Annotated in this window: 14 protein-coding genes; 7 read left to right on the forward strand and 7 right to left on the reverse strand. The window is 73.8% G+C overall.

What is annotated here, in order from left to right; all coding sequences use genetic code 11:
* Window positions 1-247: 247 nt before the first annotated feature.
* Window positions 248-976, reverse strand: a complete 729-nt coding sequence (locus tag ACZ7LT_RS01240) for a VIT1/CCC1 transporter family protein (protein WP_471232664.1) — start codon at window positions 974-976, stop codon at window positions 248-250.
* Between the two features lie 299 nt (window positions 977-1,275).
* Between ACZ7LT_RS01240 and ACZ7LT_RS01245 the strand changes: the two genes are divergently transcribed.
* Genes ACZ7LT_RS01245 through ACZ7LT_RS01275 form a run of 7 tightly spaced genes read left to right on the forward strand, consistent with a single transcriptional unit; the run spans window position 1,276 to window position 9,326 of the window.
* The gene (locus ACZ7LT_RS01245) at window positions 1,276-2,295 is read left to right on the forward strand and encodes an ADP-ribosylglycohydrolase family protein (protein ID WP_471232665.1); all 1,020 of its coding nucleotides are present in this window, start codon (window positions 1,276-1,278) and stop codon (window positions 2,293-2,295) included.
* Entirely contained in the window at window positions 2,292-3,839 is a 1,548-nt protein-coding gene (locus ACZ7LT_RS01250; RefSeq protein ID WP_471232667.1) for an ADP-ribosylglycohydrolase family protein, read from the forward strand. Before ACZ7LT_RS01245 ends, ACZ7LT_RS01250 begins: the two co-directional genes overlap by 4 nt.
* Window positions 3,760-5,043 carry an ADP-ribosylglycohydrolase family protein gene (locus tag ACZ7LT_RS01255; RefSeq protein WP_471232668.1) on the forward strand — a complete coding sequence of 428 codons (1,284 nt, stop codon included), beginning with the start codon at window positions 3,760-3,762 and terminating at the stop codon, window positions 5,041-5,043. Before ACZ7LT_RS01250 ends, ACZ7LT_RS01255 begins: the two co-directional genes overlap by 80 nt.
* Entirely contained in the window at window positions 5,040-6,413 is a 1,374-nt protein-coding gene (locus ACZ7LT_RS01260) for an ADP-ribosylglycohydrolase family protein (RefSeq protein WP_471232670.1), read from the forward strand. Before ACZ7LT_RS01255 ends, ACZ7LT_RS01260 begins: the two co-directional genes overlap by 4 nt.
* Complete coding sequence (gene rbsK / locus ACZ7LT_RS01265) at window positions 6,410-7,318, forward strand: ribokinase (RefSeq protein ID WP_471232672.1); 909 nt, start codon at window positions 6,410-6,412, stop codon at window positions 7,316-7,318. The genes ACZ7LT_RS01260 and rbsK overlap by 4 nt, the downstream gene beginning before the upstream one ends.
* The gene (locus tag ACZ7LT_RS01270) at window positions 7,315-8,535 is read left to right on the forward strand and encodes a CaiB/BaiF CoA transferase family protein (RefSeq protein WP_471232673.1); all 1,221 of its coding nucleotides are present in this window, start codon (window positions 7,315-7,317) and stop codon (window positions 8,533-8,535) included. The genes rbsK and ACZ7LT_RS01270 overlap by 4 nt, the downstream gene beginning before the upstream one ends.
* On the forward strand, window positions 8,532-9,326 hold the full coding sequence (locus tag ACZ7LT_RS01275; RefSeq protein WP_471232675.1) for an HpcH/HpaI aldolase/citrate lyase family protein: 795 nt from the start codon (window positions 8,532-8,534) through the stop codon (window positions 9,324-9,326). The genes ACZ7LT_RS01270 and ACZ7LT_RS01275 overlap by 4 nt, the downstream gene beginning before the upstream one ends.
* A 61-nt stretch (window positions 9,327-9,387) precedes the next feature.
* Here ACZ7LT_RS01275 and lgt read toward each other — a convergent pair whose 3' ends face one another.
* The 6 genes from lgt to trpC form a co-directional block, all read right to left on the reverse strand.
* Window positions 9,388-10,359, reverse strand: coding sequence for a prolipoprotein diacylglyceryl transferase (gene lgt / locus ACZ7LT_RS01280; RefSeq protein ID WP_471232677.1), 972 nt, complete (start codon window positions 10,357-10,359; stop codon window positions 9,388-9,390).
* A 70-nt stretch (window positions 10,360-10,429) separates the two neighbouring features.
* Window positions 10,430-11,245 carry a DsbA family protein gene (locus ACZ7LT_RS01285; RefSeq protein WP_471232678.1) on the reverse strand — a complete coding sequence of 272 codons (816 nt, stop codon included), beginning with the start codon at window positions 11,243-11,245 and terminating at the stop codon, window positions 10,430-10,432.
* Window positions 11,246-11,308: 63 nt separating this feature from the next.
* The gene (trpA, locus tag ACZ7LT_RS01290) at window positions 11,309-12,124 is read right to left on the reverse strand and encodes a tryptophan synthase subunit alpha (protein ID WP_471232680.1); all 816 of its coding nucleotides are present in this window, start codon (window positions 12,122-12,124) and stop codon (window positions 11,309-11,311) included.
* On the reverse strand, window positions 12,121-13,371 hold the full coding sequence (trpB, locus tag ACZ7LT_RS01295) for a tryptophan synthase subunit beta (protein ID WP_471232682.1): 1,251 nt from the start codon (window positions 13,369-13,371) through the stop codon (window positions 12,121-12,123). The genes trpA and trpB overlap by 4 nt, the downstream gene beginning before the upstream one ends.
* 107 nt (window positions 13,372-13,478) lie before the next feature.
* Entirely contained in the window at window positions 13,479-13,637 is a 159-nt protein-coding gene (gene trpM / locus ACZ7LT_RS01300; protein ID WP_471232683.1) for a tryptophan biosynthesis modulator TrpM, read from the reverse strand.
* 7 nt (window positions 13,638-13,644) lie between these two features.
* On the reverse strand, window positions 13,645-14,454 hold the full coding sequence (gene trpC / locus ACZ7LT_RS01305) for an indole-3-glycerol phosphate synthase TrpC (protein ID WP_471232685.1): 810 nt from the start codon (window positions 14,452-14,454) through the stop codon (window positions 13,645-13,647).
* Window positions 14,455-14,533 lie beyond the last annotated feature (79 nt).

Consider the following 14,533-nt stretch of genomic DNA (forward strand, 5'->3'; position numbering starts at 1 on the left):
TCGGCTCATGCCCGATGATGAGGGATTCGAAACCGACAGGTAATGGCTACATATTCGGCGCTGCGCATAGTGTCTCACCGACAGGCCGGATCCGCCCAGGGAGATTCGTCACAGCGCCCCGGAATGCGGGAAGCCCCCGCCGGGGCGGGGGCTAGGCCGTACGGGCGACGGCGACGGTTCGGGCGGCCGCCGCCACGAACGTCCGACTCCGCACGACTCTGTACGGCTCTGCACGGCTCCGTGCGGCTCAGAGTGCCGCGCCGAAGAGCATGCCGAGGGCGTACGTGACGGCCGCCGCGGCGCCGCCCAGGGCGAGCTGGCGCAGGCCGCTGAACCACCACGTGCGGGCGGTGACCCGGGCCACCAGCGCGCCGCAGGCGAACAGGCCGAGCAGCGCGAGCAGCACCGCGGGCCACAGCGCGGTCGCGCCGAGGAGGTACGGCAGGACCGGCAGCAGGGCGCCGAGCGCGAACGAACCGAACGACGACACCGCGGCGACCATCGGCGACGGCAGGTCGTCCGGGTCGATGCCGAGCTCCTCGCGGGCGTGGATCTCCAGCGCCTGCTCGGGGTCGCGGGAGAGCTGCATCGCGACCTCGCGGGCGAGCGCGGGCTCGACGCCGCGGGCCACGTACAGCGCGGCCAGTTCCTCCATCTCGTCGATGGGGTGCTTGCGCAACTGGTGCCGCTCGACGTCCAGTTCGGCCTGGACGAGCTCGCGCTGCGAGGCGACGGAGGTGTACTCCCCCGCGGCCATGGAGAAGGCGCCTGCCGCGAGGCCGGCGAGGCCGGTGATGACGATGGCCTGCTGGGAGACGGCGCCTCCGGCGACGCCGGTCATCAGGGCGAGGTTGGAGACGAGTCCGTCCATCGCACCGAAAACCGCCGGACGCAGCCAACCGCCGTTCACATCGCGGTGCGTGTGATTGTCGCGGTGCGCCTCGTGAAGCGTCGCCTCGGTCTCGATGATGGACACAGCTCTCCCCTTATGTTTCTCGCGGACCGGCTCCCCGATGGGTCCGCTCCCCCGCCAACTACCCTCGAAAATACGCGCGATGTAAGGGGTCCGCCAGCAAGTAAGGCCTTACTTACGAAGGGCTGCCTCAGGTAGGTGAACCTCAGAAAGGGCAGCCTGACCAGGGGGTCGGCCCGAGTGTCAGCCGGGTGACTCCGGCGCCTCGCCCGACTCCCCGCGCCCGCCGCGTGGCACGGATCCAGGAAGGGACTCGGTACGTCGGTACGTCGGTCCGTCGGTGCGCAGGAAGGGGCCACGCGTTGGAGGCGATTGCATGCGATCCGGCCCGCGGTGAGGCCGAGACGCTACGGGACCGGGCGCAGGGCGCGCTGCTGGGTCTGGCGGTGGGCGACGCGCTCGGCGCCCCGGCCGAGAACATGCGGCCCTCCGAGATCCGGCGCCGATGGGGCCGGATCGAGGGGTTCGTGACGGACAGCCCGGCCGGTACGGACGACACCGAGTACGCGATCTTCTCCGGGCTGCTGCTGGCCCGGCACGGTTCGGCGCTTACCGTCGCCCATGTCGAGAAGGCCTGGCACCACTGGATCGCCGATCTGGACGAGGGCCCGTTCCGCGGGGCGGGCTTCAGCGAACGCGGCACGCTGGAGAACCTGCGGCGCGGACTGGCCGCCCCGATCTCCGCGCAGCACCGGCACGCCTGGAGCGACGGACTGGCCATGCGGGCGGCGCCGTTCGGCGTGTTCGCCGCCGGCCGCCCGGCCGAGGCGGCCCGCCTGGTCGCCATCGACGGATGCGTCAGCCACGACGGCGAGGGCATCTACGGCGGCCAGGCGGTGGCGGCGGGCGTCGCGGCGGCGATGTCCGGGGCGGGGGTGACCACGGTCATCGCGGCGGCGCTCTCGGTGGTCCCGATGGATTCGTGGACGGCGCGCTCGATACGGCGCGCGGTGGTGGCGGCGCAGCGCATGGAGCGGGACCCGCTGATCCGCGAACGTACGGTCCGCTCGGCCGTGGTCATCGGCGGCTACCCCTGGACGGACCTGGCCCCGGAGGCCGTCGCCCTGGCCTTCGGCGCGTTCGCGGCGGCGCGCGGCGACTTCCGTACGGCGGTACTCACGGCGGTGAACATGGGCCGGGACGCCGACACGACGGCGGCGGTGGCGGGCGCGCTGTCCGGCGCGCTGTCCGGCGCGAGCGCGATCCCCGAGGAATGGTCCTCGGCGATCGGCCCGGTCCGCGGCAGCTGCCTGCCCTCGATGCGGGGCTACCACGTGCTGGACATCGCGGAGCTGCTGACACCGGACGAGGAGCCGAAATGACGCCCTCGGGCGCGGAAACACCGGACGGCCGCAGCCGGGACCCGTTGGGCCCGCGGGGCCCGGGCGGCCTCCGCCCCGACCCCGCCCAGGCGTCCGGCACCGGGCCTGGGGCGCTGGGCCCCAGCCCCGCCGGGGGACCGGGCGCCGGCCCTGGCGCCGGAGGGGCGTCCGGCGTCCGGCCTGGAGGGTCGCACCCCACGCCCGCCGGGGCACCGGGCACCAGCCCGGGGGCGCTGCACCCCGGGACTCCTGGCCGCCTCGCGCCCGCCCCGGGCCCGGGCGGCCGCCCGGAGAGCCTCGCTGCTGCCCCGGCGTCGGGCGGACCGCGGTTCCAGGCCGTACCCCCACCCCGCCGCGTCGAGGGGCTGCTGCTCGGGCTGGCCGCGGGGGATGCCGCCGGGTGGCCGGCCGCGCGGCATCGGGCCGCGCGGATGCCGGAGTGGACGCGGCGGCTCACGCGGGAGCTCGATACGTTCGCCGAGCAGAACGCGACCACCACCCTGCCCGTGCCCATCGCCCTCAACCAGCCCCCCGAGCCCCTGCGCCTCGGGCCCTCCGACGACGCCGAGTGGGCCGCGTTCACCGCAGAGGCCGTGCTCGCCGCCTCCGGGGAGCTCTTCCGGGGGCTCGCGCCCGCCCTGCGGCTGCGCGCCGCCGTCGATCTCGCCTGGAACTCCCTCGCCGGCCAGATCGCCGCCGCCGCCGACCGCGCCCCCGAGGTCGAGTCCGCCGTCCTGCCCCTGCGCGCCCGGATCTCCGTACGCGCCGGTCTCGGCAACCTCGCCACCGGCCTGCGCCCGCCCGCCACCGGCCACGACAACCCGCACTACTTCGACGACGCCGCCTGCGTCCGCGCCGCCATCCTCGCCGTCGTCCATCCGGGCGATCCCCAATCCGCCGCAGAACTCGCCGAGTTCGACGCCCGGTACACCCAGGACGGGGACGGCGTGCACGGCGCCCGCGCCATGGCCGCGGCCGTCGCGGCGGCGCTCGGCGGGGCGGGCGTCGACGACGCCGTGGAGGCCGCGCTCGCCCAGCTCCCGCCCGCCACCGAGATCGGCCGCAACGCCCAGCACGCCGTCAAGACCGCCCGCACCGCGAGCAGCGCCTTCGAGCTCGTCCCGCTGCTGGAGCACGAGATCGTCGACCACGTCTACAGCTACGGCATCGCCGCCGCCGAGACCGTCCCCGTGGCCCTCGCCCTGGCCACCGCGGCCCAGGGCCAGGTCGCCGCGGCCGTCCCCGCCGCCGCCTGCCTCTCCCGGGTCGCCGATTCGGCCCCCGCCCTCGTCGGGGCCCTGACCGGCGCACTCGGCGGCGCGGACGCGATCCCCGCGACCTGGCGCGAGGCGTGCCGCACCCTCGCGGGCTGCGCCCTGCCGCGCCTCGCGGGCACCGATCTCGTCGAACTCGCCGAGCGCCTCGCACCCACGGAACTGACCATCCAAGGTGGACAATTCCGGCATGACGACCACAGTGGCCGGGAGGGTCACCACACTCGAGGACAGGATCACGGGCAGTCTCGTCGGAGCGGCCGTCGGTGACGCGCTCGGCGGTCCGGTCGAGGGGTACAGCCCCGACCAGATCGTCCAGCGCCACGGCGGCCGGGTCACCGGCATCGTCGGCCCCTGGAACGGCGCCCGCTGGCGCACCGCGCGCCCCCTCGCCCCGTACCACAAGGGCAACGGACACGTCACCGACGACACCCTGATGACCCACGCGCTGATCCGCGTGTACGACACGGTCCGCGACCACCTCGACGCGTACGCGACGGCCGATCACCTCGTCCCCCAGCTCATCGGGAACCCGGTCTGGATCCCCGAGCTCGAGACCGAGGCGCTCCCCCTCCAGCGGATCTTCCTCGCCGAGAAGTGGCTCGTCGCCCGGCTGCACTACGGGCACGTGGATCCGCGCGAGGCGGGCAACGGAAACATCGTCAACTGCGGTGCGGCGATGTACATGGCGCCCGTCGGGCTGGTCAACGCCGCCCATCCGCGGGCCGCGTACGCCGAGGCCCTGGATCTCGCCGGGGCGCACCAGTCGTCGTACGGGCGAGAGGCGGCGGGGGTCTTCGCGGCGGCGGTCGCGGCGGCCTGCGCACCGGGGGCGACCCCGGAGTCGGTGGTCGAGACGGCGGTGTCGCTGGCCAAGGACGGCACCCAGGCGGCGATCGAGGCCGTGGCCGAAGTCGCGCCCCGCCACGCCGACTTCGAGTCGGCGCTCGTCCCGCTACGGGAGGCGGTCGCGCCGTTCGACACCGTCGGCCCGGACTACCGCTCGCCGTCCCTCGGCGCCCGGCGCCCCTCCCGGCTGCACTCGATCGAGGAGCTGCCCATCGCGCTGGGGATGCTGCTGATCGGGGGCGGCGACTACCGGCGTACGGTCCTGGGCGCCGTCAACTACGGCCGTGACTGCGACTCGATCGCCACGATGGCCGGCGCGATCGTGGGCGCGCTGCACGGCGAGGCGGCGGTCCCGGCCGAATGGGCGACGGCGGTCGCCGAGGCGAGCCGACTGGACCTGCGGGCCCCCGCGACGGTCCTGGCCGAGGTCACCCGGGAGATCTTCGCCCGGGACGTGGCCCGCCGCCGCGCCCACGAATCGGCGTTCGCCGCCCTGACGGAGCCGGCCGGCCCGGCGGACGTGATGGAGGTGAAGGACGTGATGGAGGTGAAGGACGTGCCGCCGGCCACCCCGGTCACCCGAGCCCACCCCGCAACCCCCACCACCCTCACGGACCCCACATGACCCTCCGCCTCACCTGGGTCCAGCCCGAGGACCTCGTCGCCCATGAGCTGCGCCAAGCCCACGAGGACGGCCGCGCCCCACACACCCTCGAGTTCCAGTGGCTCTCCCACGGCGGCCACCCCGCTCCACCCGCCTCCGGCGCCTCCCCCACCCCCGCTCCCCATCTGCGTCCCCTGGCCGAGCGGCTCCTCTCCGACCTGGCCGCCCTCCCCAGCCCGCTCGCGGCCCGGGAGCCCAGCGGCCTCGACGCGATCGTCGCCGCCTGCCCGGAGTGGCCCCACACGCCACCGGCCGGCCCCTGTCCCGCGGACGACCGGCTGCGCAGCGCCCTGCACGCCGCCTGGCTCGGCCGGGCCGCGGGGTGTCTGCTGGGGAAGCCGGTCGAGAAGCTGCCGCTGGCCGGCATCCGGGCCCTCGCGCGGGCCGCCGGCAACTGGCCCCTGGTCGGCTGGTTCACCGCGCGCGGCGTGCCCGCCGAGCTCACCGCCGCGTACCCCTGGAACAGACGCTCCGCGCCGACCTCGCTCGCCGAGAACATCGACGGGATGCCCGAGGACGACGACCTCAACTACCCCCTGCTCAATCTGCTGCTCCTGCGGCGGTACGGCGCGGACTTCACCACCGCCGACGTCGCCCGGCTCTGGCTCGACGAGCTGCCCGCCGGGCGGACGTTCACCGCCGAGCGGGTCGCGTACCGCAATCTCCTCGACGGCGTCGAGCCCCCGCTGACGGCCGTCGTCCGCAACCCCTTCCGTGAGTGGATCGGCGCCCAGATCCGCGCCGACGTGCACGGCTGGACGCACCCCGGCGACCCCGGGGCCGCCGCCGCACAGGCCTACCGTGACGCCTCCCTCACCCACACGGCCAACGGCCTGTACGGGGCGCTGTTCGCCGCCGCCGTGATCGCCACCGCCGCGACCGGCACGGCCGATGTCCATCAGTGCCTCGCCGCCGGCCTCACCGTCGTCCCGCCCGGCTCGCGCCTCGCCCACGCCGTCCGTCTCGGCATCGACACCGCGCGGCGCCACCAGGACTTCGACACCGTCGCCGACCGCCTCCACGACGCCCTCGGCGCGTACCACTGGGTGCACGCCGTCCCGAACGCCGCTCTGGTCGCCGCCGCCCTCACCCACGCCGACGGCGACTTCTCCCGCTCCATCTGCGCCGCGGTCTCCGGCGGCTGGGACACCGACTCCAACGGCGCCACCGCCGGGTCGGTCGCCGGGCTGCTCGCCGGCCACCCGGACCGGATCCCCGCCCGCTGGACGGACCCGCTCAAGAACCGGCTCGCCACCTCCGTCGGCGGCTTCGACGGCATCGGCTTCGACACGCTCGCCGCACTCACCCTCCGGGAGGTACACCCCGTATGACCAGCATCGTCGTGCTCGGCAGCACCAACATGGACCTGGTCGCCTATGTGGCCAGGGCCCCGGCCCGGGGCGAGACCGTCACCGGCCGGGAGTTCCGTACGGTCCCCGGCGGCAAGGGCGCCAACCAGGCCGTCGCCGCCGCCCGGGCCGGAGCCGAGGTGGCGATGGTCGGCGCGGTCGGCACGGACGACTTCGGGGTACGGCTCCGGGCCGCGCTCGACGGCGCCGGCGTCGACACCGACCTGCTGCGCACCGCCGAGGGCCCCTCCGGCACCGCCCATATCGTCGTCGACGACGAAGGGGGCAACGCCATCGTCGTCATCCCCGGCGCCAACGCCAGCGTCACCTCCCTCTCCCACGGCGACGAGGCCCTGATCGGCAACGCCGACGCGCTGCTCCTCCAGCTCGAACTGCCCATGTCGGTGGTGACGGAGGGCGCCCTGACCGCCCGCCGCCTCGGGGTACGGACGATCCTCACCCCCGCGCCCGCCCGGCCGCTGCCGCCCGAACTCCTCGCCGCCACCGACCTGCTGGTTCCCAACGAACACGAGGCCGCCGCCCTCACCGGGGTCTCCGACCCGTACGCGGCGGCCGAGGCGCTGCTGCGGGACGTGCCCGAGGTGGTGATCACGCTCGGGGCGCGCGGCAGTCTGTACGCCTCCCGCGAGGCGCAGCCGGTCGCCGTCCCCGCGCCGCGGGTGACGGCCGTGGACACGACCGCCGCCGGGGACACCTTCGTCGGCGCCCTGGCCGTCGCCCTCGGCGAGGGCCGGCCGGTGCCCGGCGCCCTGGCCTGGGCGTCGGTCGCGGCCGCGATGTCGGTCCAGCGGCCGGGGGCCTCGTCCTCGATGCCGTACCGCTCCGAGATCGACATGGAGACCAACTCGCGAATGGATGCCCTGTGACCCAGCCACGGCACCAGCCCCCGCAGCCCCCGCCCCAACCCCTGCACGGACTCCGCGTCCTCGATCTCGCCACCCTCTTCGCGGGGCCCATCGCCGCCACCATGCTCGGCGACTTCGGTGCCGACGTCATCAAGATCGAGCATCCCCGCAGGCCCGACCCGTCCCGGGGCCACGGCCCCGCCAAGGACGGCGTCGGGCTGTGGTGGAAGGTCCTGGGCCGCAACAAGCGCACGGTCACCCTCGACCTCTCCACCCCCGGCGGCCGCGACACCCTGCTGCGGCTCGCCGCCACCGCCGATGTCATCGTGGAGAACTTCCGCCCCGGCACCCTGGAGAAATGGGGCCTGGGCTGGGAAGAGCTCTCCACCGTCAACCCCCGGCTGGTCCTCACCCGGGTCACCGGCTTCGGCCAGTTCGGTCCGTACGCGCACCGGCCCGGCTTCGGCACGCTCGCCGAGGCGATGAGCGGCTTCGCCGCCATCACCGGCGAGCCGGACGGTCCGCCCACCCTGCCGCCGTTCGGCCTCGCCGACTCGATCACCGCCCTGGCCACCGCGTACGCCGTGATGACCGCGCTCAGCGCGCGCGAGCGCACCGGGCGCGGCCAGGTCGTCGACATGGCGATCATCGAGCCGATCCTCTCCGTCCTCGGCCCGCACGCCCTCTGGTACGACCAGCTCGGCTACGTCCAGCCCCGCACCGGCAACCGCACCCGCAACAACGCCCCCCGCAACACCTATCGCACCGCCGACGGCTCCTGGGTCGCCGTCTCCACCTCCGCCCAGTCGATCGCCGAACGGCTGATGCATCTGGTCGGCCGGCCCGAGCTGATCGACGAGGAGTGGTTCGCCACCGCCGCGGGGCGGGTCGCGCACGCGGACGTCCTGGACGAGGCCGTCGGCTCCTGGATCGCCCGGCACACCCGCGACGAGGCGCTGGCCGCGTTCGAGAAGGCCGAGGCGGCGATCGCGCCGGTCTACGACATCCGGGACGTGCTGGCCGATCCGCAGTTCCAGGCCCTGGACACCATCACCGAACTCCCCGATCCCGAGCTGGGCACGATCCGGATGCAGAACGTCCTCTTCCGGCTCTCCGAGACCCCCGGGGCCATCCGCTGGCCGGGCCGCCCGCACGGCGCCGACACCGCCGACGTCCTCGCCGAGCTGGGCCTGTCCCCCGCCGAGATCACCGCCCTGGCCACCGAAGGCGCGCTATGACGACCCCGCTGACCTGGCTGTACGTCCCCGGCGACCGGCCCGAGACGGTCCGCAAGGCGCTCGCCTGCGGCGCGGACGTGGTCATCGTCGACCTGGAGGACGCGGTGGCCCCCGAGCGCAAGGCGTACGCCCTTGCCGCCACGGCCGAGCTGCTCACCACCCGCCACGACGTCCCGGTCCACGTCCGGGTCCACGCCGAGCCGGACATCGAGGCCCTGTGTGCCCTGCCCGGTCTGGCCGCCCTGCGGCTGCCGAAGACCGCCACCCCGTCCCAGGTCCACCGCGCGGCCGCCCTCGCCCCGGGCGTCGCGCTCCACCCCCTGCTGGAGTCCGCGCTCGCCGTGGAACACGCCTATGCCATCGCCACCGCCCACCCTTCCGTGGCGGGCATCGCCCTCGGCGAGGCGGATCTGCGCGCCGATCTGGGCGTACGGGACGAGGCCGGGCTGCTGTGGCCGCGCAGCCGGGTCGTGGTCGCCGCCCGGGCGGCCCGGCTGCCGCCCCCCGCCCAGTCGGTGCACCCCGACATCCGGGACCTGGAGGGGCTCGCCGCGAGCTGCGCGCAGGGCAGGGCGCTGGGCTTCATGGGCCGGGCGGCGATCCACCCGTGCCAGCTGCCGGTCATCGAACGGGCCTATCTGCCGACCGCCGAGGAGGTCGCATCGGCGCGGGAGATCGTGCACGCCGCGGCGGACCGGGAGGGCGCCCAGGCACTGGCGGACGGCCGTTTCGTCGACCCGGCGCTGGTGGCCTGCGCGCACCGGACCCTGACCCTGGCCCACCGCCTGTGACACGCGACGGGGCCGCCGGACCTGTGCGGTCCGACGGCCCCGTACGACGGCCATGCCCTGCTCAGCCCTTGGCGGTCGACCCCGATCCGGAGTTCTCGGCCTGCTCCGGCGAACTCTTCGGCTCCTCGGCGGAGCCGGAGTCACCGGAGGCGGCGTCCCCCACCCCGTCCTCGGCCGGAGCGTCGTCCTCGTCCTTGCCGGCGTCGACGGCGGCCGCGTCCTTCGACGGCTCCACGACCGCCTCCCGGCCGGGCCGCACCCGGGCGGAGATCACGATGTACGCCACGGCCAGCACGAAGACGACGATCGCGGTCCAGACATTGAGCCGCAGACCCAGCACATGGTGCGCCTCGTCGACCCGCATGTACTCGATCCAGCCGCGGCCGGCGCAGTAGGCGGCGACGTACAGCGCGAACGCCCGGCCGTGGCCCAGCTTGAAGCGGCGGTCCGCCCAGATCACAAGAAGCGCGACGCCGATGCACCACAGCGACTCGTAGAGGAAGGTCGGGTGGTAGATCCCGGCCTCCCGGTTCGCGCCCGCGGTGATCTTCAGGCCCCAGGGCAGATCGGTCGGCTTGCCGTACAGCTCCTGGTTGAACCAGTTGCCCCAGCGGCCGATGGCCTGGGCGAAGGCGATGCCGGGCGCGAGGGCGTCGGCGTACGCGGGCAGCGGGATGCCCCGGCGGCGGCAGCCGATCCAGGCGCCGACCGCGCCGAGCGCGATGGCGCCCCAGATGCCGAGGCCGCCCTCCCAGATCTTGAAGGCGTCGACCCAGTTCTCACCCTCGCTGAAGTACAGCTGGTAGTCGGTGATCACGTGGTAGAGGCGGCCGCCGACGAGGCCGAAGGGCACGGCCCAGACGGCGATGTCAGCCACGGTGCCGGCTTTGCCGCCGCGGGCGACCCAGCGCTTGTTGCCGTACCAGACGGCGACGAAGACACCGATGATGATGCAGAACGCGTAGCCGCGCAGCGGGAGGGGTCCGAGATGGATCACTCCGGTCGACGGGCTGGGAATGTAGGCAAGGTCCATGGCAGACCCGACGCTACCGTGCCGGGTGGGCGAAGCGGCAACCCCACCCGGCTACGTATGAGTAACGGGGTCAGCCGGCCGTGGGGGAATTCGGCTTCCGGGTCTTGTTGGCCTCGTCGACCCACTTCTTCAGGTTCTCCGGGGAAATCTGCTCGTTCCCCTTCGACGGGAAGATCGATTCTCCGTTGAGCAGCAGGGTCGGGGTGCCCTGGAAGTTGCCCTTCCGGAAGGCCTCGTCCGACTTCTCCACCCAGCTGTCGTGCGTGCCCTCCTGCACACAGCTGCGGAAGGCGGGGGTGTCGAGCCCCTTCACCTTCCCGGCCAGCTCGATCAGCCGGTCGTTCTTGCCGAAGGCGTCGTCGGGCTCTGGCGGCTGGTTGATGTACAGCTCGTCGTGGTACGGCGTGAACTTTCCGGCATCCTGCGCGCAGGCGGCGGCGTTGGCGGCGCGCAGGGAGCCACTGCCGCCCATGTTCCGGTCGATGAGCGTGACCAGGCGGTATTCGACCTTGAGCTTCTTGGCCGCCTCCAGCTCGTGGATGGTGTCCCGGAACGCGTTCTCGACGGAGGCGCACGCGGGGCAGCGGAAGTCCTCCCAGATCGTGAGCGTGGACGGGGCGTCGGGCGAGCCGGTCGGGATCGCCAGCTGTTCGTCGCCGTTGGCGCCGGTGGGGGCGACGACGGGGCCGGTGGCGGTGTCACCGTCGCCCTTGCCGCCGGTGTTGGCGGCGATCACGCCGACGACCGTGGCCAGGGCCAGCACACCCACCACAGCGGCCGACACGAGCAGCAGGCGCCGTCGCTTCTCGCGTGCCTTCTGCCGCTCGCGCTCCTCCTGGAGCCGCTCCCGGGCGCTTCGCTTTGCATCACGGTTCTTCTCGCTCACGCCTCGCAAACGAACCGGGGAGGCACGTGCGTGCCTCCCCGGTCCCACTTCCACCCGTTCGGACTACGAATCGCGGCGGACGCCCTCGGCGAGTTCGGCCGCCAGTTCGCGTACGGCGGCCACGCCGGACGCGTGGTCGTCGGCGTCCAGCATCCGCTTGACGAAGGCGGAGCCGACGATGACGCCGTCGGCGAAGCCCGCGACCTCCTTCGCCTGGGTGGCGTTGGAGACTCCGAGGCCGACGCAGACGGGCAGCTCGCTCGTGGCCCGGGTGCGCCGGACCAGGTCGGCAGCCTGCTCGCCGACGGACTCGCGGGTGCCGGTGACGCCCATCAGCGAGGCGGCGTAGACGAAACCGGAGCCGGCCGAGGTGATGGTGGCGAGGCGTTCGTCCTTGCTGCTGGGGGCGACGACGAAGACGGTGGCGAGGCCGTGCTTGTCGGCGTGCTCGCGCCACAGCGCGGACTCCTGCACCGGCAGGTCGGGCAGGATGCAGCCGGCGCCGCCGGCCTCGGCGAGCTCGGCGGTGAAGCGTTCGACGCCGTAGCGGTCGATGGGATTCCAGTACGTCATGACCAGCACCGGCTTGCCGCTGGCCGCGAAGGCCTCCTTGACCGTGCGCATCACGTCCGCGATCTTGACGCCGCCGCGCAGGGCGATGTCGTCGGCGGTCTGGATGACCGGGCCGTCGAGGACGGGGTCGCTGTGCGGAAGGCCGACCTCGACGATGTCGGCGCCGCCGTCGAAGACGGCCTTGACGGCGTCGATGCCGTCGTCGACGGTCGGGAAACCGGCCGGCAGGTAGGCGATGAGCGCGGCCCGGTTCTCGGACTTCGCCTTGGCCAGCGTGTCGCTGAGCAGCTGGATGGTCCCGCTCACTTGGAGTCCCCCTCGGTCTCGGAGCCGTCGTACAGCCCGAAGTAGCGGGCGGCGGTGTCCATGTCCTTGTCGCCGCGGCCGGACAGGTTGACCACGATCAGCCCGTCCTTGCCGAGCTCCCGGCCGACCTCCAGCGCGCCGGCGAGGGCGTGCGCGGACTCGATGGCCGGGATGATGCCCTCCGTGCGGGAGAGCAGCCGCAGGGCCTGCATGGCGGCGTCGTCGGTGACAGCGCGGTACTCGCCGCGGCCGGTGTCCTTGAGGTAGGAGTGCTCCGGGCCGATGCCGGGGTAGTCCAGACCGGCCGAGATCGAGTACGGCTCGGTGATCTGGCCCTCGTCGTCCTGGAGGACGTACGACCGGGAACCGTGCAGGATGCCCGGCTCGCCGGCGGTGAGGGTGGCGGCGTGTTCGCCGGTCTCGACGCCGTGCCCGGCGGGCTCGCAGCCGATCAGGCGGACCCCGGCGTCCGGGATGAAGGCGTGGAAGAGGCCGATGGCGTTGGAGCCGCCGCCGACGCAGGCGACGGCCGCGTCGGGCAGCCGGCCGGCCCGCTCCAGGATCTGGCGGCGGGCCTCGACGCCGATGACGCGGTGGAAGTCGCGGACCATCGCCGGGAAGGGGTGGGGGCCGGCGACCGTGCCGAAGAGGTAGTGGGTGCGGTCCACGTTGGCGACCCAGTCGCGGAACGCTTCGTTGATGGCGTCCTTGAGGGTGCGGCTGCCGGAGGTGACGGGGACGACCTCGGCGCCGAGCATCCGCATCCGGGCGACGTTGAGCGCCTGGCGCTGGGTGTCGATCTCGCCCATGTAGATGGTGCAGTCGAGGCCGAAGAGCGCGCAGGCGGTGGCGGTGGCGACGCCGTGCTGGCCGGCGCCGGTCTCGGCGATGACGCGGGTCTTGCCCATGCGCTTGGTGAGCAGGGCCTGCCCGAGCACGTTGTTGATCTTGTGTGAGCCGGTGTGGTTGAGGTCCTCCCGCTTGAGGAAGACCCGGGCGCCGCCGGCGTGCTCGGCGAACCGGGGCACCTCGGTCAGCGCGCTGGGCCGGCCGGTGTAGTGGACCATCAGGTCGTTCAGCTCGGCCGCGAAGGCGGGATCGGCCTTGGCCTTCTCGTACTCGACGGCGACCTCGTCCACCGCGGCGACGAGCGCCTCGGGGATGAACTTGCCGCCGTAGGCGCCGAAGTACCCCTCCGCGTCGGGGACGTGCCCCTGGGGGTCCGGAATGAAGAACTCGCTGGACATGCGACTGCTCCTCGCGGGGCGGGTGCCCCGTGTGACGTGCGGTTCGATGGCGACGTTATGCGCGCGATCGGCCGCCGTCCCGGGTGGGCAATCGTCCTCCGGACGGGTCAGATCGCGCGCGTGAGGCGCGGGCGCCATCGCATGCCGTTGACTTGGCCCGGCTCGTCGCCGATCACGTACCGCACGCGACGCCCGTGCACACGCCGCGCGGGCGCGCGGCAGCCGCGGGGGCGGCAGCCGGGGGCGAGGCGGGCGGCGATGGGCATGGCGGGGTCAGCTCCGGCCGTGGCGCAGGGCCGGATGGGCGCCGGCGGCGACCAGATCGGCGACGGCGGCCTTCGGGTCGCGGCCGGTGACCAAGGACTCGCCGACCAGGACCGCGTCGGCGCCGGCGTTGGCGTAGGCGATCAGGTCGTGCGGGCCGCGGATGCCGGACTCGGCGATCTTGACGATGCCGGCCGGGATCTCGGGTACGACGCGCTCGAAGGTGGAGCGGTCGACCTTGAGGGTCTTCAGGTCGCGCGCGTTGACGCCGATGATGCGGGCGCCCGCGTCGACGGCCCGCTCGACCTCCTCCTCGTCGTGGACCTCGACCAGCGGCGTGAGGCCGATGGACTCGGCCCGCTCGATCAGGGAGACCAGGGCCTCCTGCTCGAGCGCGGCGACGATGAGCAGCGCCAGGTCGGCGCCGTACGCCCGCGCCTCCCAGAGCTGGTACGCGGTGACGATGAAGTCCTTGCGCAGGACGGGGATGTCGACCCGGCCGCGGACGGCCTCCAGGTCGGCGAGGGAGCCGCCGAAGCGGCGCTGTTCGGTGAGGACGGAGATGACGGCCGCGCCGCCCGCCTCGTAGTCCGCGGCGAGACCCGCGGGGTCGGCGATCGCGGCAAGAGCGCCCTTCGACGGGCTGGAGCGCTTGACCTCGCAGATGACCTGGACGCCGTCGCCGCGCAGGGCGGCGACTCCATCCCTGGCCTGCGGTGCCTTCGCGGCGCGCTCCTTGAGCTCGTCGAGGGAGACCCGCGCCTGCCGCTCTGCGAGGTCGGCGCGCACGCCTTCGATGATCTCGTCGAGCACACTCACGCGAGAGGCCCCCTTCCGGGACGGTGATGTAGATCGATGTGGGCCAGGATCAGCCATCTCGATGGTATCCGCAGGACGG

Source organism: Streptomyces sp. NPDC039465 (assembly GCF_055639315.1).